Genomic DNA, 19,120 nt, shown 5'->3' with positions numbered 1-19,120 from the left:
CATAGGATGCTTCATCCTGTTCGAACAAAGCCAATCAGGCGACCCATTTCTTTGAAATTCAACTCATTCATAAATCGAAGCATAAGCCTAGTGAGCGCTGCGCACAGCCAGCTCGTCTGGGTTCTTTTTGCTGCGATGACAGGGCTTTCAGGCGTGCATGGGACTGCCGGCGCAAGCGGGGCTACACAGCACCAGCTTGCGATGAATGCCGAGAATGAAGGTGAACAACTGTTTGGTTTGATTTCGCCCACGGCCAAGCTTGAACTGAAAATGTCGGGTCCGTTGAGCCTAGTCACCCTTGATTTTTCCAGGGAAGCAGGCGATGTGTGGGGCGACATTCGGAAAGACTTTTCCATTCCCGACCTGGACACCCACGCTGTCGCGGTGCGCGAACAGGCTTTGCGAAAAAACAAACGCATGGTCGAGCGCATGCTGATGCGATCCGAGCCCTTCATTTATTACATTGCACAGGAATGCGCCAAACGTGGCATGCCATCAGAGCTGGCGCTGATACCGTTTGTGGAAAGCCAATTCAATCCACATGCCCGTTCACCTTCTGCGGCAGAAGGATTGTGGCAGTTCATACCCAGCACAGGCCGGCAGTTTGATTTGAAGCAAAACAAATGGGTCGACGAGCGCCGGGATTTGGTGGCATCAACCCGTGCAGCACTGGATTATCTCACCTACCTGTACGACATGCATGGCGACTGGCACCTGGCGCTTCTCTCTTACAATTGGGGTGAAGGTTCGGTTTTGAGGGCGATAAAGAAAGCCGAGGAGGCAGGACTGGAAATCACCGTGGACAATCTGGACCTGCCACTGGAAACTCGGCATTACATTCCCAAACTTCAGGCCTTGAAAAACCTGATTCAGTCGCCAGAAAAGTTTGGAATACAGCTACCGGAGTTCCCGAACAAACCGTACTTCGTAAAAATTAAAAGAAATACGGATCTAGACCTGCGGGAAGTGGCGAGATTGGCCGGCATTGAACTGGGTGTAATCCGGAAACTGAACCCCGGCTTGAACCAACCTGTGATGTACGCTGCGCACAGCGACACATTGTTGGTACCGATTGAGTATTCAGACAGAATTAATGCGGGTCTGAAGCAATACAAACCGCCCAAACCGACCACCAGCTACTTAGTGAAAAAAGGCGATACGCTCAGTGAGATTGCCGAGCAGTTCGATGTGAAGGTAAATGACATTACACGGATCAACGGATTAAGCAAAAAGAAGCCGATCAAGCCTGGCATGAAACTAAGCATTCCCAACACGCCAAAGCCTGGCAGCTGGGAATCCTGATCAGTTACAGCACCGGTGCTGCATTAATTAACTGCCGTGTGTAGGCGTGCTGCGGGTTGGAAAACAACTGCACCGCCGAACCTCGCTCGATCACTTCCCCTTGCCTTAGCACCACCACTTCATCAGCCAAATATTGCACAACCGCCAGGTTGTGGGTAATGAACAGCATGGCCACGCCAGTTTCATTTTGAAGGCGTTTCAGCAGGTTCAATATCTGGGCCTGAACTGACACATCCAATGCGGAAGTGGGTTCATCACAAATCAAAATTTTGGGTTCTGAAACCAGCGCGCGTGCGATTGCAATTCGCTGCCGCTGCCCGCCTGAAAACTCATGCGGAAAACGTGCCAAGGCCTCTTCGGGCATGCTGACCTGGTCAATCACTTTGAGCACACGGGCTGTGCGTGCCGCTGCATCCATGTCGGGCCGCAGGCTTAGCAAGGGCTCTTCTAGAATTTCTGCGATTCGGTGGCGTGGGTTTAGTGATGCAAACGGATCTTGAAATACAAATTGAATTTTTGATCGCCAACCTTGAGGGCCACGTTCAGTCCATTGGCGAAGCGGGCGGCTGTCCATCAGCACATCACCACCCACTTTGGCGTTGCTCCCCAACAGCCCTAGCAATGCGCGGGCTGCTGTGGTTTTGCCTGAACCTGATTCACCCACCAAGGCCACCGTGCGGCCTTGCAACAATGTTAAATCGAGCTTGTTCAGCACGGGCTTGAATTGCTGGCGCAACAAACCACCCTTTTCGGGATATGCCACCGACAAAGAAACGGTTTGAAGCACCACTTTGGATGAACCACCAAAAATATTTTCATCATTCGAAATTGTAGTTTCTGAACCGGGCTTTTGGAATGACAAATCAGCGTGGTAGAAGCAACGCACTTCATGGGTTTCAGTTGCAAAGGTTAACTGGGGCGTGGATTCATTGCAGTTTTCCTGCGCATGCATGCAACGCGCGGCAAACCTGCAGCCTGGCTTGGGGTTCACCAGCGAGGGCACACGCCCTTCCAGCGCATACAGGGCGTTACCGCGCTGGGCTTGGCTGGGCAACGACTTCACCAGCGCATGCGCATAAGGGTGGCGTGGTGCTGCAAAAAATTCTGCAGTGCTGGCTTTTTCAACAAGCTGGCCTGCGTACATCAAACCCACGGTGTCGGCCATTTGTTTCACAATGGCCAAATCGTGGGTAATCAACAGCATGGCCATGCCCTGCTCGCGTTGCAGGGTTTTCAGCAAGTCGAGTACCTGCGCCTGAATGGACACGTCCAAAGCGGTGGTGGGTTCATCGGCAATCAAGAGATCTGGCTTTACGCTCAAGGCCATGGCAATCATGACACGCTGCTTTTGCCCACCCGACATTTCGAACGGATACTGCTGCAAGCGCTTTCTTGGCTCGGGAATGCCCACGCGACCCAGCCATTCTTCAGCCTCTTTCAAAGCTTGTGCCTTGCTGGCGCCTGTGTGCAGGCTGATGATTTCGGTCAGCTGGTCGCCTACAGTCATCACCGGATTCAGGCTGGTGCCCGGCTCCTGAAATATCATGGCAATGCGCTTGCCCCGCAAGGTACGCATGGCGGTTTCACTGATGCGCAATACATCGGTGTTAGCAGTGCCTTCGCTTAACTTCACCTGGCCAGCCACAATCGCACCGCTGTCGGGCAACAGGCGTGCAATGCTGAGTGCCGTCATCGACTTGCCGCAACCCGACTCACCCACCAATGCAAAAGTTTGGCCTTTTTCAATGGCCAACGACAAATCATCAAGTGCATGCACCCAACCTGCCTCGCTGGCAAGGCGGGTACTTAATCCGTGGATGTTCAGCAAACCCATACGCTTACACCCTTACCAAAGATTGTTTCAACTGGCGCGCGCGTGGATCGAATGCATCGCGCACCGCATCGGCAAACAGGTTGGCCGACAACACCAGCAACAACATGAATACAAAGGCGGCCACAAGGCTCCACCACACCACCGGTTCACGGCTTAATTCAAGCCGCGCCGCATTAATCATGGTGCCATAGCTGAAAGTGCTGGGGTCAACGCCGACACCCACATAGCTAAGCACCGCTTCGGCCAATACCAAGCCGGAAAAATCCATCACCATGGCAATCAAGATCAGGTGCATCAAGTTTGGCATTAAATGTGAAAACAGGATTTTTACGCTGGAAACCCCACTGGCCCGCGCCGCCAGAATGTAATCTTGCTCGCGCATTTTTAGAACCTCACCGCGAATCAATCGAGCAAGTCCTGTCCAACTGGTCAAGCCCAAGATGGCACAGAGGAAAAACAGGCGAAGGTCCGCTTTTTCAATCGACGAGGCAAAAGCTTCGGGATTGGAATCAAGCGCCACCTGAAGCATGAGTACAGTGGCGGCAATCAGCAACACAGAAGGAATTGAATTCAGCGTGGTGTAGATATATTGAATCACATCATCAATCCAACCACGGAAATAACCTGCGGCCAAACCCATCGCAATGCCAACTGGCAAAGTAAGTAGTGTGGTTAGCAAGCCAATCACCATGGCCGTGCGCAGGCCTTTCAAGGCGATGTAGAACACGTCCACACCCACTTTGTCGGTGCCCAGCACATGGTAAGCCTCGGCCCACTTCCAGATCACACCGCCGAATATGCACAGTACAAACAGGGTCCACACCACGGCTTGATAGGCTCCGCTTCCGGTGAACACAGAAATGCTGTTTTGTTGGGAAGCATCTGCCATGGCCCTGCGAATAATCCACAGTGCGGCCAAGAAAAATGCCCACAACACTGCACCGCCCAAAGCCCCTTGATACGCGCGTTTTAAGAGGTCCGCGCTCTTTTGGCTTTCATCCGCCAAATGCGCACCACCAAATTGCAAACGGGCGTAATCTCGCACCGGCTTGCCATTGACCTCCATGGTTTCTTTGCTTAAGGCACGCGTGGCCAGCGGCGCTGAATACGACTTTTCCCGCTCGTAAGCCAATGGCCCCAAAGCGACATCCAATACCGAAATAATTGGGCTGGCATACCGGCTTTGCTGTTCGGAATTCAAGCGCAAATGTACGCTGTCCAAAAGCGTAATAAACACCGCCAACAACAAAATAACCAAACTGGCACTGGCAATTTTTGATTGAAACACCAAGCCCCAAGAGGCGCGGGAAAGCGGGCTTTTGACCACACTGCGGGCGTAGGCCAAAACGCCAAACACCAGCAGCCAGATTAAAACGTCGGTCAGCAAGAAAGTGGGCATCATGTGGCTGGCGCTCCTTATGCCAGACGAACCCGAGGGTCCGCAATGGTGTAGGCAATGTCAGTCAAAATCAAACCCACCAGGTAAAGTGCCGAGCCGATGAACACCATGGCACGAACCACGCCAAAGTCTTGGGACTGAATGGCCTCGATGGTGTAACTGCCCAAGCCGGGAATGCCAAAAAAGGATTCGGAAATCAGCGAGCCCATAAACAGCAAAGGAATCACTGTGACGGAACCAGTAAGAATCGGGATTAGGCCATTGCGCAAGACGTGGCGACCCAGCACTTGCACCTCTGACAAACCCTTGGAGCGCGCCGTGCGAACATAGTCTTTATTGATTTCCTCAAGGAAAATGGTGCGGTACCAGCGCGTGCCACCACCCAGCCCACTGACCACGCCAATGATCACAGGAAGAATCAAAAACCGCCAAGCTTCTACACCAGAGTCGTAGCCTGAAATTGGAACCAGCGCCAAGGTTTTCGAAAACAAATATTGCCCGCCAATAATGTAAAACAACCCCGAAATCGACATGGCCAACACGCACAACACCACACCTGTTAAATCCAGATAGGTGCCACGGAAAAAAGTGAGCAACAGCGACAACACGATGTTTAAAAACAAACCAAGAATAAACACCGGAACTGCCAAAGCCAAACTGGGGCCAACTCGCTTTGCGATTTCATTGGCGATGTTGCGGCCGTCATCAGAGGTGCCAAATTCGCCAATAAACATCGGCACTGATTTTTGAAAGAAAATGGTTTCAGCCAACTTGCCAGTGCCATCCGCCTGACTGTTGTAAAGCAAAGGCAAATCGTAGCCGCGTTCGCGCTTCCACTGGTCCACGGATTCCTGCGCAACCCGTTTGCCCCCCAAGGCCATTCGGGCCATATCATCGGGGCTATTTACTTGGAAAAACAGCACGAAAGTGATCAGGTTCACGCCCAACAACACCAACAAGCCGTACAACACGCGGCGAACAAGGTAATTGCTCATCAGTGTTTGCCCTCCGCGCCGTTTGCCAGAGTGCCAGCCAAATCTTCACGAATTCCGATGGATTGTTCCCGACGTTTCCAGGCGGCCCACGCCGGCCAAATGAACAAAGCCAAACCAATCAGCAACACCGGTATGGGCCACCAGTCGGGCTTATTCCACTCGGCGCGAGCTTCATCGCGTTTGGCTGAGTCAATGGTTTTGTACTTAATGCTGTTGCGGGCCAAATCGTTGGGTTTCACATTCCCATACCATTCGTGAATCAAACCGAACTGCTGCGGCACAAAGGCGAACAACCAAGGCACATCGTCTTGCACCAAGTCAGTCATTTCAGAAATAATCTGCGCCCGCTCCTCGGTATTTGCCATGGTTTTCATGCGTTCAAACATGGCGTCGTATTGGGCGTTTGAATAATTGGAGGCATTCTCGCCGGCTGTTTTTGCACGGCTGTTCGGGCCGTAAAGCAGGAACAAAAAGTTCTCTGGATCGGGGTAATCGGCATTCCAGCCCAGAAAGAACAATTGCGCATTGCCCTTTCGAATTTTTTCCTGAAAGCGATTCCAGTCGGTGGCTCGAATGTCGAGCTGCATATTCAATTTCGCAAACTGTTTGCGGTACCAGTCAAAGCGGGCTTTGTCGCCAGGACCACCGCCTGTGGTGTCCAGCGCCAGCGTCAAAGGCTGGCCGGTTTTAGGGTCCACGCCATTTTCATAACCAGCCTGCTTCAACAAAGCCAGCGCGTCTTCAATCGGTTTGCGCATGGGCTTGCCTTCAATGATGTTGTACACCTGCGTGTTGTAGCCTGCCTCACCTTCCTCGTAACCAAACAAGCCCGGGGGCACTGGCCCATGCGCAGGCACCGCTCGACCATTCGTGAAAATCTGCGAGAACTCTTCCCAATCGACCGCAATTGCGATGGCTTGGCGAAGCAACTTGGCGCGGCGTGCATCTTCCGCTGTGGTGCCGGGCCCGACGACTGGGTCTAACCAGTTGAACCCAAGGTAAAACATGCTGGTGGCCAACGAAGTTTCCAGGCGAATGCCTTTTTCCTGCATTTCCGGGGTTAGCGCTGCGTCCCCTTCCGCGCTGGCGCGAATGGCTTGGTCAAATGTGTCTGCGCTTACACCCGACGTGTCGTAATAACCTTGCAAGAACTTGTTCCAGTAAGGAATTCCCTCTTTCTCGCGCGTGAACACGACACGATCAATAAAGGGCATTGTTTTGCCTGCATCGGCCAGCAAACCTTTTGCTTCATCTTCAGGCTCACCCTCAGCTGGGTAAGGCTCGCCCCGGTGGTTCGGGTTGCGCGACAACACCATGCGGGAATTCGGGTCGTTTTCGGTCAGCATGTAGGCACCCGTACCCACGGGCCACCAGTCCAGCACTAAGTTGTTTTCTACAAAACCCTTTTGGCTGTAAAAAGCGTCGGCCTCCCAGGGAATTGGAGCAAAAAACGGCATTGCCAACCAGAAAATAAACTGCGGGTACTTGCCGTTCACGCGAATTTCAAGTGTGTGGTCATCCAGCGCCTTGGCACCGGGTAAATCGAACTGGCGCAGGTCAAGCCAAGGCAAGTCAGCCGTGGCTGGCGGGAAAGTGCTGCCTGTTTCTTTCTGGATTTTTTCTTTCAGAACCTTGTCGTGTTCTTGCAGGGTTTTCGACAATTCCCCCAAGCCCACCACATAATCGCCCATGTGGCCAAGAATTGGGGACACAATCCGGGAGCTGGCCAAGCGCTTGATTTCATACACATAATCATGGGCGGTCAATTCACGCGTGCCTTGATTTTCAAACTGCAAGGGGCTGCTGTAATTTTTGGCCTCGTCGCCAAGCTGGTGGTACTCGAAATCACCTTGCGCATCTTTTGCGAATGCTGGGTGCGGCTGGTACAAAATGCCGGGTTTCAGCTTGATGGTGTACACACTGGTTTTTACTGCATCCAGCGGTGCGTCATCTGGCAATGCATTGCCGGCCTCATCCAGATAAACAGGTGTGGGCATTTCAGCAGCGGCCAAGGGCTCAAGCTGATAAGGGCGTTTCAGGTAATGGTATTGAAACAGCGGCTCGTAAATTTGATAGGTGAACTCTGCCTCATCAGAGGTGTACGACTGCGCGGGGTCCAAGTGCTTGGGACGCGCCGTAAATGCGGTGTAAAGGGTGTTGAGTTTTTTGTCTTCCGCAGTTTCAACGTAAGGATTGTTGGGCGCCTTGCCACAAGCAGCAAGCGACAGGCACAAAGCCACCGCTACTGCGAAACTGCCTGTAATGCGACTGAAAACTGCCAAAAAACCACCCTCGCACTGTTGTTTTTTTAGATGGCTTATTTAACCACGCCATTTGCGTTCCGGGCCAGTGTCGGCGTGAATCCAGCCACCTTTTGAACCCACCCGGAAATAGAAGCCCACGCCACCCGTGCGGAACCCCTCGACAAGTTCACCCAGTACCTTGGGATGCAAGCCGGGCAAACGGAAATCAACCGCCTGGCCTTTCAGGTGCAGTGAATTTCGGGCGGCTGGCAAACCAGCCTCAATTAAACGGGAATTCGTTTTGGGGCTGCGGTAGCCGGAGGTAATTTCCACGGGTGCAGAAAAGCCATAGCGGCGCACAAAAGCCTGTGCAGCCCACAGGGTGTCAATAATTTGAGTGTCCATGCGGAAAATCTGATTTGCCTGCACGTCTCGAAGCAATCCACAAATCTGTTCGTAGGCGATTGGGTTAAGATGTCCGTCTTTCCAGTAAGTTATGTTCAGGCGTTCGCCCGACTGCGGGCGTACCATTTCCAGGGTGCGTGGCTGCAACCAAAAAGTCAGGTCAACCAACCCTGGATCGAACAGATCAGGCGGGGGAACTAGATCAGAGCCTGCAGCCAATACGCCCCGGTTCAGGAAGGTATCCACGGAGCCAATTACAGCCAAAGTGCTTACAGCCCTGATGAATGAACGACGGTCGAATTTGTGCATTGCCATAACTTGTTGCCACAACCTAAGAATTTACTTGAACTTATAATATAAGTTCTTTGAAAAAAAGTCACTAATCCATGTCTACAGATCGTCAAACTCAAACAATTCGAACCCGTTTTGCGCCCAGCCCCACCGGCTACCTGCATTTGGGTGGAGCCAGAACAGCTTTGTACAGCTGGGCATTTGCCCGCCATCACAAAGGGCAGTTCATTCTTCGCGTGGAAGACACCGATGTTGAACGGTCGACCCCTGAAGCGGTGCAAGCCATTATGGATGGCATGGCCTGGCTGAACCTGGATTACGACGAAGGCCCGTTTTTTCAGATGCAGCGCATGGATCGCTACAAAGCCATGATCGACAAACTGCTTGAAAAAGGCGACGCCTACCTTTGCTACTGTACGCAAGACGAGTTGAATCAAATGCGTGAAAAGCAACGAGAAAATGGCCAACGCATTCGTTATGACGGCACTTGGCGCCCAGAGGCGGGCAAAGTGCTGCCTGCGCCACCCGCAGACATTAAGCCGGTTGTACGTTTCAAAAATCCGCTGAGTGGTGCGGTGATTTGGGACGACCTGGTGAAAGGCCCCATTTCAATCAACAACGAAGAAATGGACGATTTGATTATCGCCCGCCAGGACGGAACACCCACCTACAATTTCTGCGTGGTGGTCGACGATTGGGAAATGAAAATTACCCACGTTATTCGCGGCGATGACCACATCAACAACACCCCACGCCAAATCAATATCTTGAAAGCGCTGGGTGGCGAGCAACCCGTATATGGCCACATCCCCATGATTCTGGGGGCCGATGGCGAAAAATTGTCGAAACGTCACGGCGCGGTAAGCGTAGTTCAATATCACGAAGAAGGCTTTTTGCCCGATGCGATGATCAACTACCTGGCCCGCCTGGGCTGGAGCCACGGCGACGATGAATTATTCAGCCGCGAGCAATTGGTACAGTGGTTTGATTCAACAAATCTGTCGAAATCGGCTGCGCAATTCGACCCGGAAAAACTGAAGTGGGTGAATGCCCATTACATGAAGTCGGCGCCCAAAGAAATGTTGCTTTCTGATTTGCAAACTCGCCTCGAAAAAGATGGGGTGAATGCATTTGAAGGTCCGAAACTGGCCGAAGTGCTGGACGTGGTGTTGGAACGCGCTTCCACTTTGTTGCAATTGCGCGATGAAGCCGCCCTGTTTTACCGCGTGCCGCAAGTGAATACGGAAGAATTGGCACCGATGCTGGCTGAGGAAAACGTGCGCGCTGCATTGGCTGAGTTCAATGAAGGCCTCAACAGCGTGGACTGGAATGCGGAAGCACTAAACGGTCTGGTGAAAACCACCATCAAAACCCACGGCTTGAAAATGCCCAAGTTGGCCATGCCGCTGCGCTTGATGTTGACGGGCATTACCCAAACGCCTTCAATCGACAAGGTGATGAACCTGTTGGGCAAGCAAACTGTACAAACTCGAATTGCGCAAGGATTGCAATCATGAGCGACAAAAAAACCAAAGCCAACCCTGCCGAATGGGCCACCGCCACGCAGGCCATTCGCGCTGGCAGTCACCGCACTGAATTTGGCGAGCACTCGGAAGCCATGTTTTTAACATCGAGCTTTGTTTTCGATTCTGCAGCGCAAGCTGCTGCCCGTTTTGCAGGCACCGAAGAAGGCAATGTGTACGCGCGCTTTACCAACCCCAGCGTGCAAATGTTTGAGCAACGCCTGGCCGTGCTTGAAGACATGGAATACTGCCTGGCCACTTCCAGCGGTATGGCTGCCATTACCACCACCTGCATGGGCTTGCTGAATGCAGGCGATCACATCATTGCCTCGAAAGCGCTGTTTGGCGCCACGGTGCAATTGTTCGTGAATATTTTGGCGCGTTTTGGCATCGAAACCACGTTTGTGGACGGCACCAGCATGGAAGCATGGGAAAAGGCGATCAAGCCCAACACCAAGCTGTTTTACAGCGAAACGCCATCGAACCCGCTGACTGAAATTCTGGACATGAGGGCTCTTAGCGACCTAGCCAAAAAGCACGGTATTTACAACGTGGTGGACAACTGCTTCTGCACCCCTGCTTTGCAAAAACCAGTCGACTTTGGCACGGAAATCATTATTCATTCCGCCACCAAATACCTGGACGGCCAAGGCCGTGTGCTGGGTGGTGCCATTTGTGGCCCCAAAGATTTGTTGAAAGACAAAATTCTGCCGGTGTTACGAACGGCTGGCCCCACGCTTTCTGCCTTCAACGCCTGGGTGTTGTTCAAGGGTCTTGAAACACTGAATATTCGCATGTTGGCACAATCTGCCGCTGCGCTTGAAGTGGCCGCCTGGCTGGAAGCGCACCCTGCTGTGAGCAAGGTGTATTACCCGGGCTTGAAAAGCCACCCGCAGCATGAACTGGCCATGAAGCAACAGAAAACCGGCGGTGCCATTGTTTCATTCGAAGTGAAAGCTGCGAATGAAGACGAAGCACGTACAAAAGCATGGCAAGTAATCGACAGCAGCCAATTGATGTCGATTACTGCCAACCTGGGCGACACGCGGACCACCATTACCCACCCAGCCACAACCACGCATGGAAGGCTTAGCCCTGAAGCACGCGAGGCGGCTGGCATCAAGCAAGGGTTGATTCGCTTGGCGATTGGGCTTGAAGATGTGGTGGATTTGAAGAAAGACTTGGTACGCGGGTTGGGCTAAGGCGCGGCGTCAAATCGCTGGGTATTTTTTCAGGCATTTGCGAAATCACATGCCCTCCTCCGCCAGAAAGTCTGCACTGCGAACTTCGCGAATGCTGAAACAAATCCGTGACTCGCGGGTTTTGGCTAAGGTATCGACTGCAGCACTAAGCCGGAATCAGAATACTTGCATAGGCGAGGTGATGCGACATTCAAGCCGAATTAAGCTCAATGATGCAATAAGAAGGTGATAAGGCACTCAGGCTGAATCCAACTCTGCTACATCAAACCCCAAAACACCCATAAAAAAGCCGCTGATCGCAACCAGCGGCTTTTTTGAACAACGGGCAAACAGCTTACTTAGACGCGCATTTGGTCTTCGGACATGCCCTTGGCCAATGCATCTTTCATCCAGTTGGGGCGCTTGCCGCGACCAGACCAAGTCAAGCTAGAATCTTGAGGATGGCGGAAACGAACAGGCGCTGGGCCTAATTCACGCTTTCCTTTGGCCTTGCCGCCACCCAGCTCAGCAAAAAGCTCTTCGAGCTTCAGCCCTTTCGACGCAGCCAGCTTCTTAACTTCTTCAATGGCTTCTAGTTTAGAGCTGCGCTCAGTCAATTCTTTTTCAATATCGGACTTCAATTGCTGTAGTTCGCTGGCACTTAAAGCTGACAAATTTAATTTTTTCATTTTTATCTTATAAATAGTTAATTAACAAACTTGATTGTAATTAATTTCTGCATTAATCACAAACGTCAATTTATTATTTTACTTAATCAAATCAAGTGCAAACTTGAAATGCTCGTTTTCAGCGCTTTCCAGCCACTCAAAAATAACCATTTCTGTGGTCACCAGTTCTGCGCCATTACCAGCCAAACGATCGAAAGCAGCGTCGCGGTTTCTTTCTGTTCGGGAACCACATGCATCAGTCACCACCCACACTTCCATTTCTTCATTAAGCAAATCTAGCGCAGTTTGAAGCAAACACACATGCGCCTCAACACCCGCAATAACAATGCTGGGTCTTTCTGATTCCTGCACACTTTTCTGAAGATGTTTGGGCAGACTACGGGCATTGCCAGTATTCGACTTGCCACTTAGCAAATCGATCAAACCTTCCGGGCAGGCGGTGAAATGCGTTTTACGCATGGTTGCTTTACACAACGCTGCGAGTTCAGGCACGAAGGCACCTATTTTCTCGGGTACATGCTCGGTACCGAATACAGGCACCCTCATTTTCTTGGCAAGCGTTGCCAAAATTATTGCGTTGCGGAATACCTCATCAGCCTGATGAATGGCTGGCATCAGTTTTTCCTGATAATCAATTAAAACCAACTGACTAGATTCTTGATTCAATAACATTCGATTTACGGGTTGAAAGTACAAGCCCAGAGCATACAAGGTTATTGAATATAAAAACAGAAGCAGTTCTTGAACTGGCTGACCAATAAGCTAACCTTGCTGGCTTTCGGTGATTTGACGACAATACCTTTCCAAATCATCAGGCAAATGGCTCGGGCACACACCACAGGCAAGATTGCCGGGAACGGCATAATCGATGAACTTTGGATAGGGCAAATTCAATGTGTTCATTATTTCTACAAACTCATCCAAAGTTTTGCCCGAACCCAATCTTGGGTTTCTTGATTTCTCTTGCGCGATTGAAGACACACGCCTGTGTTGGTAATCATGGCCCGGATAAACCAGGGTATCGTCTGGAAGTACAAAAAGCTTTTGCCTGACACTTTCGAACAAAACATGTGCATCGCCGTTTTGAAAGTCGGTGCGACCACACCCATCAATTAGCAATGCATCGCCAGTGAATACACAGTTGTCAGCCAAATAAGAAAAATGTCCGGCTGTATGGCCTGGCGTATGCAGCGGCGCGATATGAATACTGCCCAGAATAAATGGCCTGCCTTCTTCAATAGCAATGTCGGCACAAGGCAGTTGATCAAATGCTGGCGCAGCTATTTGACTGCCTACTTTTCGTTTCAATTCAAGCGCGCTGGTAATGTGATCTGCATGAATGTGCGTATCAAGAGTAAAGGCCAATGTCAGGCCCAATTCATTGATAACGTCCAGATCACGGTCTATTGCAGACACCACTGGGTCTATCAAGACGGCCTTTCCGGTCTGCTCGCAACCCAGAACATAAGTGTAGGTGCTGGACACTGGCTCAAAGAGTTGTTTGAAAATCATAGGTCCCTAGGTAAATGATTCAATGAACATAAATAAATATATCTATTTATAGTTTATAATTTTATAAACCAACTTAACAACCGCTTTTTGAACAAATGACCCTGCAATATTCTGACTCCAACACAGAGCTACTGCGACTTCAACTTGCTTCTGCGAAGGCGACCCGCTTTTTACGCACTTTGGGCAACCCTGCCCGATTGCTACTGCTATGCCAGCTTGCGCAAGGCGAGAAAAATGTGAATGAACTTGAAAATGTCACTGGTATTCGACAACCCACGCTTTCACAACAACTGGCCGTGCTGCGGGAAGAAGAATTGGTGAGTACTCGCAAAGAAGGAAAAAACGTTTACTACCAGATTCAAAGCGCAGCCGCGCTTGATGTAATGGCCGTTTTGTATGTGCACTTTTGCACCCCGGAAGCACTTGCCAGTTCAGGGCGATCAGCATGATAGGCACATTGGCGCTGGGTTTACTGGTGGGTTTGGTCATGGCGCTTACTGGTGCCGGCGGTGGCGTATTGGCAGTGCCTTTGCTTGTGTTTACAACAGGGCTGGCGGTACAGGAAGTATCGCCCATAGGCCTGCTTGCGGTTGGCCTGGCTGCCACCTTGGGCGCTGCGCTAGGCTTGCGTGCCGGGCAGGTGCGCTACAAGGCAGCCATGTTGATGGGCTTTGTGGGTCTGCTGTTGTCGCCTTTGGGGTTTTGGGTGGCTCAACGGGTAGACACCAAAGTATTGGGCCTTGCGTTCGCTGCAGTGCTGTTGTGGGTTGCATTCAATGCGTTTCGAAGCAGCGGCAATTCCGAATTGAATGTGATTGACGCTCCACCCGATGCTGAAAAAAGCAAATGCCCCTGCATTCGCAACCCTGTGACAGGTCGTTTTATCTGGACATGGCCCTGTGCGCGCGCCTTAATATTCTCTGGCGCCACGGCAGGTTTCTTATCTGGCTTGCTGGGTGTTGGGGGTGGCTTTGTACTGGTGCCCGCACTCCAACGATTCACGAATTTGACGGTTCAATCGATTACTGTCACTTCGCTGGCGGTAATTGCGATTGTTTCGTCTTTCGGTGTTCTAAACAGCATGAATGCTGGCGCGTTCAACTATGAAATTGGCATTACCTTTTCAGCAGCAGCGCTAACGGGCATGTTGGGTGGGCGATTGGTTTCCGACAAATTACCCACCCCGCATTTGAAAAAAGCGTTTGGGGCAATGTGCCTTGTTGTCGCCGGACTGATGCTGATTAAAAACTTGGCGTAATACCCAGTCCGATTGTGAATGCGCGAGATTCTTCAAAAGTGCCGTAATCGCTGCCATAACTGGCATCAATTTGCAAAAAATCAGGAATCACCGTGTAGCGGGCACCTAGACGCCAGCTCAAGCTGTCTTCAACGCCAGAATAAGTCTCAACAGAAAAACCAATTCGTTCAGTGAAAGAATAATCAAGTGCTGCGGCCTTGAACACGCCGTCGTCTTGCAATGCTTGGTCGCTGTACTGCAAATAGCCCAAGTTCACATGAAGCAGCAAATTTTCACCAAGCAAGGGCACGGTGGAAATGGCGGTGAACAGGGTTTCTTGAGAGGATTCATTGCTCGCTTTCAGTTGCCCCCATTCCTTGCTGGCGGCCAGCCCAAAGCCGGGTACCGTGTCGCTAAAATTTTGGAAAATGTGTTTATAACCCAGTGCGCGAAGGGATTGATCTTCCTGATTGCCGTGCACTTCGCCCAGCGAAAGGCTGAATTCACCCGACCCGGAAAAATTGCACCCGCCATTGAAATTGTCCTGACGCGTTTGTTTGGCTGTTTCTGTCCAGAAATCAAGCTGGCAGGTTCGAAATTCCGCTGCGGATGCGTCATCGGTTTCAATTGGTCGGCCTGCTTGAGCCGTGTTTAAAACACAAAGGAAAACTGGCGCCAACAACAAGCGTTTCTTAAACATATCAACTCCGGAACAGAAAATTTTATCGACGGGCCATGCAATCGTTATAGCGGGTCTCAACCCGGTTTGCAAACCACGCTGTACTTAGCTTGCGGGTAATTTTTGGACTTTTGAGCTGAATAACAGGCAGTTGTTCACGGGGCAACACGCGGCCTGTTTTTACTTCGGCCAAGCGGAAAAGCCTGTTGTAAAGTTTGCTGTCTGAAAACTCCGCGCTTTTTTCCAGCAACAAATCATCTCGAATTTCTTTTTCGGTCAAACCCAGCTCTACAGCCAGTTCTCGCACGCTCATCTCGACTTGGCTTGCTGTTAAAGAGGGGCGTTTGCCCTTGTAAATCAGTAAGTCTCCGTCCAATGCCAGCTTTTGCTTGGTCAGTAGGTTTAAAGCTGCCTGAAACGCTACATTTCGGCTTGCGTAACGCCCTGCGTTGAAATCTGCGAAACGGTAAACCGGTTTGGTGTAGGCAACAGGATAGTCCAGCAAGATAGCGCTTCCAAAGTACAAGCCCCCACGCTGTGAAAACACCTCGTCACGAATGCTACCGAGCACCGGGTAGGGGTAATCATTCTCATCGGCGTGGTCTTGGGCAAAAGCCACGCTCACCTGCATTGGGCCACCGGTTCGAACAGGAATAAAATCTTCCAGCCAGCTTCGCCCGAAAGGCAATTCAGAGAGCAGATCTTGAAACAGGTCGTTCAGCTGCTTTTCGGTTCGCAATGCGTCAATTCGCTGGTTGTAGGTGTGCCCTGTGGGCGATGTGCGTGCCAGTGCCTTGTTCAACAAAGTCTGTGGAATTAAGAATCGGGATGCGCGTTCATTCAATTCGGCGCGCACAATTTTTGACAAACCCGGCACAACAGGCTGCGCATTGAAAGAAGATTCTTGCTGAACGACTGCAATTGTTGCGCAATAAGTTGATGCCGCGCTGGGAATTCCCAATGCCTGATAAACCGACTGCAAATCTTCAGCCCATGACCTTGGCTGATCAACACCTGGCGGCAACAGGCGAAGCACCCTGCCCTGAATTTCCGAGTCGCTTAAATTGTTCCATGAATCAACAGTTCGCCCAGATTTGTCTGCAGACAAATCGGATGGCAAGGGGTCTGCTTTTTGAACGCTTGCACAACCTTGAACAATTAGAACAAGCAGCGGCAACACACGAAGCAATAGGGTCACAGTGGTCAAGTTGAATTTCGACTGCCCAAGAATACTTGTATCGCCACAATTAAAAAAGCCCCAAACCGAATTTGGTCTGGGGCTTTGCCAAAGCTAATCTAAGTCGATTGGATTTACAGCGAACGGGCAATAATCTCTTTCATAATTTCACTGGAACCACCATAAATACGCTGCACACGCGCATCGGCGTACATTTGCGCAATCGGGTATTCCATCATGTAGCCGTAGCCGCCGAAGAACTGCAGGCATTCATCAATCACTTTGCATTCAAGTTCGCTAAGGTGCAGTTTGGCGATCGAGGCAGTGGCTGCATCCAGCTTGCCAGCAACCAGTTTCTCAATGGAATTGTCAATGAAGGCGCGCGCGACCACAGCCTGCGACTTCAACTCCGCCATTTTGAAGCGGGTGTTCTGGAATTCGAAAATCGATTTGCCAAAGGCCTTGCGTTCCTTGGTGTATTCCAAAGTAATTTCAATGGCCATCTCAATGGCCGCCATGGCACCCACGCCCAGCATCAAACGCTCATAGGGCAGCTCCACCATCAACTGCATGAAGCCAAGGCCTTCGGCACCCAGTACGTTTTGGGTTGGAATGCTCACATTGTCGAAAAACAATTCGCAGGTGTCTTGCCCTTTCTGACCCATTTTTTCCAAAATGCGCCCCACTTTGAAGCCTTCTGCATTCTTGGTTTCAAGCAGCAACAAGGTAGTGCCTTTGGCGCCAGCGCTGGGGTCAGTTTTTACAACCAGAATAATGACGTCAGCCAAATAGCCATTGGAAATAAAAATTTTGGAGCCGTTCACCACATAGTGATTGCCATCTTTCACCGCGCTGGTGCGAATACCTTGCAGATCCGAACCTGCACCGGGCTCGCTCATGGCGATCGCGCCAATCATTTCGCCACTGGCCATTTTCGGCAAGAAGTATTGTTTTTGCTCTTCCGTGCCGTGGTTCAAAATATATTGGGCTGCAATGGCGTGTACATGCACACCAAATGAACGGTCGCCACTGTAAGCCAATTCTTCGAACAACACCGCCATGTGCGTAAAGTCACCGCCCGCACCGCCGTATTCCTCTGGAATGTCAGCCGACAACAAGCCCATTTCACCCGCTTTGTTCCACAATTCGCGGTCTACGTGCTGTTGCTTGGCCCACTTGTGTTGGTTGGGCTTGATTTCGGCTTCCACAAAACGGCGTACATTTGAACGGTAAAGTTCAAGATCGGAATTCATCCAGCTTGGTTTGGGGTATCTCATTTGTCTCTTCACACTCTCAAAGTTATAGGTCAACCGACCGGTTGCATTGACTCGATTATAGGTCACGTGACCGGGTTGTCAATAATCAGATCCGTATTGGGGGCACTAATTGAGTTAAAGTAGCGTCCATGAGCACACACGCCACCACTGACAAAGGTCAAATTCGTTCGCAGGAAATTTTGAGCACGGCCCAAGCCATTCTGGCTGAGGAAGGCTATGCGGGGCTTAGCATGCGCGGCGTGGCCACGCAGTTGGGTATTTCGCTAAGCACGGTGCAACATTACTACAGCAACAAAGAAGCATTGGTTGAAGCATTGCTGATCTACGTAATGGACAACTACCAGGCAGCAGTTGCGCAAGTGATGAACGCGATGAGCGACAAAAGTCAACTTGAGCGCTTTAAAACGATTGTGGATTTGATTCTGATTGAGATTCGACGACCGGAAACCTTCGGTGTGCTGGCAGAAATTTATGCATTATCGAACCGCTTGCCATTTGCGGCACGTTTGGTTGAAGCGGTGTATGCCAGGGAAAGAAAAGAAATCTTCAAGTTGATTTATGGACTTGAACCCAGAATCAGCAAGGCAGAATACAAACTACGTGCCGCAATGATTGTGGTGCAGATTCACGGTCTGGTGTCACAATTGGCGCAAGACAACGACCCCAGCCTTAGCCGCAAGCAATTGGAACAGGCTGCACGGCAAAGTTTCATGATGCTGGCCACCAAAGCCTAACCCCGCTTTTCAGGCGTAAACATTCAAGCGCGTACCCAAACTGCCGCTGGTTGCCAAGGGTGGCGGTTGAGGAATGGATTGAATCAGTTGCGCAACGGACGACTCTGCAATATCCATAGTCTTCTTGAACACAGCAATTTGACCTTGCTGAATTGTTTGGGCCTGCTTCATTTGCACCGTGGCATTCACCATGGCGGCTGGGGAAACGTCCATGCTCTGTTCTCCGAATCGATACCTTTCATAACGGCAGCGTTCAGAAAAACTTAAGCACTTGTTTCCCCTGTTGTTTTCACTGACCCTTCTTGGCACGCTCTAGAATTTGCACCACCAACTCACTGCGAATTTGCTCGCCACGCTCCACATTCTGGGCGTGAAGCAGCACATTTTCTTCAATGAGTTTTGACATGGAACTGAGCAGCACATAGAGCAGGTCTTCGGCCTGAAACATGGCTGCGTTCTGAAGAATATTCAATGCGCCCAGGCAACAAGATTGCCTCAACGCCATTTCATCCACCGCAAGGTCGCCGTAATCAAGCGGATCCTCCTTGGCAACTTCATTGACCAACATCACTAAAGTGTTCAAATCAATTTCAATTTGATGCGTTGTTGCCATGGTGTTTCTCCGTGATTGACGCACTTCTT

General features: G+C 50.9%; 19 protein-coding genes. 6 read left to right on the top strand and 13 right to left on the bottom strand.

Features of this window, described 5'->3' with window-relative positions; genetic code table 11:
• Nucleotides 1-90 precede the first annotated feature (90 nt).
• Nucleotides 91-1,302: a transglycosylase SLT domain-containing protein gene (locus NSP04_RS07805; protein ID WP_257511783.1), complete on the top strand. Its 1,212-nt coding sequence runs from the start codon at nucleotides 91-93 to the stop codon at nucleotides 1,300-1,302.
• A 4-nt stretch (nucleotides 1,303-1,306) separates the two neighbouring features.
• On the opposite strand, the gene NSP04_RS07800 is transcribed toward NSP04_RS07805, so the two are convergent.
• From NSP04_RS07800 to NSP04_RS07780, 5 genes are read right to left on the bottom strand one after another with little or no spacing between them, the layout of a single operon-like run.
• Nucleotides 1,307-3,136, bottom strand: coding sequence for an ABC transporter ATP-binding protein (locus NSP04_RS07800; protein WP_257511782.1), 1,830 nt, complete (start codon nucleotides 3,134-3,136; stop codon nucleotides 1,307-1,309).
• A 4-nt stretch (nucleotides 3,137-3,140) separates the two neighbouring features.
• On the bottom strand, nucleotides 3,141-4,538 hold the full coding sequence (locus NSP04_RS07795) for an ABC transporter permease (protein ID WP_257511781.1): 1,398 nt from the start codon (nucleotides 4,536-4,538) through the stop codon (nucleotides 3,141-3,143).
• A 14-nt stretch (nucleotides 4,539-4,552) separates the two neighbouring features.
• A complete protein-coding gene (locus tag NSP04_RS07790; RefSeq protein WP_257511780.1) occupies nucleotides 4,553-5,530 on the bottom strand; it encodes an ABC transporter permease in 978 nt (325 codons plus the stop codon).
• Nucleotides 5,530-7,812, bottom strand: a complete 2,283-nt coding sequence (locus NSP04_RS07785) for an ABC transporter substrate-binding protein (RefSeq protein ID WP_257511779.1) — start codon at nucleotides 7,810-7,812, stop codon at nucleotides 5,530-5,532. Before NSP04_RS07785 ends, NSP04_RS07790 begins: the two co-directional genes overlap by 1 nt.
• 39 nt (nucleotides 7,813-7,851) lie before the next feature.
• Nucleotides 7,852-8,493: a YcbK family protein gene (locus NSP04_RS07780; protein WP_257511778.1), complete on the bottom strand. Its 642-nt coding sequence runs from the start codon at nucleotides 8,491-8,493 to the stop codon at nucleotides 7,852-7,854.
• Nucleotides 8,494-8,564: 71 nt separating this feature from the next.
• Between NSP04_RS07780 and gltX the strand changes: the two genes are divergently transcribed.
• Nucleotides 8,565-9,986, top strand: a complete 1,422-nt coding sequence (gene gltX / locus NSP04_RS07775) for a glutamate--tRNA ligase (RefSeq protein WP_257511777.1) — start codon at nucleotides 8,565-8,567, stop codon at nucleotides 9,984-9,986.
• Complete coding sequence (locus NSP04_RS07770) at nucleotides 9,983-11,194, top strand: O-succinylhomoserine sulfhydrylase (RefSeq protein ID WP_257511776.1); 1,212 nt, start codon at nucleotides 9,983-9,985, stop codon at nucleotides 11,192-11,194. Before gltX ends, NSP04_RS07770 begins: the two co-directional genes overlap by 4 nt.
• Nucleotides 11,195-11,532: 338 nt before the next feature.
• Here the strand turns inward: NSP04_RS07770 and NSP04_RS07765 are convergent, their stop codons facing one another.
• The 3 genes from NSP04_RS07765 to NSP04_RS07755 form a co-directional block, all read right to left on the bottom strand.
• Nucleotides 11,533-11,862 (bottom strand): H-NS histone family protein, encoded by a 330-nt coding sequence (locus NSP04_RS07765; protein ID WP_257511775.1) that lies wholly within the window; start codon nucleotides 11,860-11,862, stop codon nucleotides 11,533-11,535.
• Nucleotides 11,863-11,940: 78 nt separating this feature from the next.
• A complete protein-coding gene (locus tag NSP04_RS07760) occupies nucleotides 11,941-12,534 on the bottom strand; it encodes an isochorismatase family protein (RefSeq protein WP_257511774.1) in 594 nt (197 codons plus the stop codon).
• A gap of 90 nt (nucleotides 12,535-12,624) precedes the next feature.
• Nucleotides 12,625-13,374 carry an MBL fold metallo-hydrolase gene (locus NSP04_RS07755; protein WP_257511773.1) on the bottom strand — a complete coding sequence of 250 codons (750 nt, stop codon included), beginning with the start codon at nucleotides 13,372-13,374 and terminating at the stop codon, nucleotides 12,625-12,627.
• Nucleotides 13,375-13,469: 95 nt separating this feature from the next.
• Between NSP04_RS07755 and NSP04_RS07750 the strand changes: the two genes are divergently transcribed.
• Nucleotides 13,470-13,823: an ArsR/SmtB family transcription factor gene (locus NSP04_RS07750; protein WP_257511772.1), complete on the top strand. Its 354-nt coding sequence runs from the start codon at nucleotides 13,470-13,472 to the stop codon at nucleotides 13,821-13,823.
• Nucleotides 13,820-14,632 carry a sulfite exporter TauE/SafE family protein gene (locus tag NSP04_RS07745; RefSeq protein ID WP_257511771.1) on the top strand — a complete coding sequence of 271 codons (813 nt, stop codon included), beginning with the start codon at nucleotides 13,820-13,822 and terminating at the stop codon, nucleotides 14,630-14,632. Before NSP04_RS07750 ends, NSP04_RS07745 begins: the two co-directional genes overlap by 4 nt.
• Here NSP04_RS07745 and NSP04_RS07740 read toward each other — a convergent pair.
• The 3 genes from NSP04_RS07740 to NSP04_RS07730 all read right to left on the bottom strand — a co-directional run bounded on the left by NSP04_RS07740 (nucleotide 14,616) and on the right by NSP04_RS07730 (nucleotide 17,744).
• On the bottom strand, nucleotides 14,616-15,311 hold the full coding sequence (locus NSP04_RS07740) for a PA4824 family protein (protein WP_257511770.1): 696 nt from the start codon (nucleotides 15,309-15,311) through the stop codon (nucleotides 14,616-14,618). The genes NSP04_RS07745 and NSP04_RS07740 overlap by 17 nt on opposite strands.
• Nucleotides 15,312-15,333: 22 nt before the next feature.
• The gene (locus NSP04_RS07735; protein ID WP_257512265.1) at nucleotides 15,334-16,488 is read right to left on the bottom strand and encodes a DUF1615 domain-containing protein; all 1,155 of its coding nucleotides are present in this window, start codon (nucleotides 16,486-16,488) and stop codon (nucleotides 15,334-15,336) included.
• A 113-nt stretch (nucleotides 16,489-16,601) separates the two neighbouring features.
• Nucleotides 16,602-17,744, bottom strand: coding sequence for an acyl-CoA dehydrogenase family protein (locus NSP04_RS07730; RefSeq protein WP_257511769.1), 1,143 nt, complete (start codon nucleotides 17,742-17,744; stop codon nucleotides 16,602-16,604).
• A gap of 128 nt (nucleotides 17,745-17,872) precedes the next feature.
• Between NSP04_RS07730 and NSP04_RS07725 the strand changes: the two genes are divergently transcribed.
• Entirely contained in the window at nucleotides 17,873-18,478 is a 606-nt protein-coding gene (locus NSP04_RS07725; RefSeq protein ID WP_257511768.1) for a TetR/AcrR family transcriptional regulator, read from the top strand.
• Nucleotides 18,479-18,487: 9 nt separating this feature from the next.
• On the opposite strand, the gene NSP04_RS07720 is transcribed toward NSP04_RS07725, so the two are convergent.
• Entirely contained in the window at nucleotides 18,488-18,691 is a 204-nt protein-coding gene (locus tag NSP04_RS07720; protein ID WP_257511767.1) for a YjfB family protein, read from the bottom strand.
• Between the two features lie 76 nt (nucleotides 18,692-18,767).
• Nucleotides 18,768-19,091: a hypothetical protein gene (locus NSP04_RS07715; protein ID WP_257511766.1), complete on the bottom strand. Its 324-nt coding sequence runs from the start codon at nucleotides 19,089-19,091 to the stop codon at nucleotides 18,768-18,770.
• Between the last annotated feature and the right edge of the window lie 29 nt (nucleotides 19,092-19,120).

Source organism: Limnobacter parvus, assembly GCF_024623725.1.
Classification (GTDB): Bacteria; Pseudomonadota; Gammaproteobacteria; order Burkholderiales; family Burkholderiaceae_B; genus Limnobacter; species Limnobacter parvus.
The sequence above is the reverse complement of the archived record's forward strand: the minus strand, read 5'-3'. Positions and strand labels throughout refer to the sequence as shown.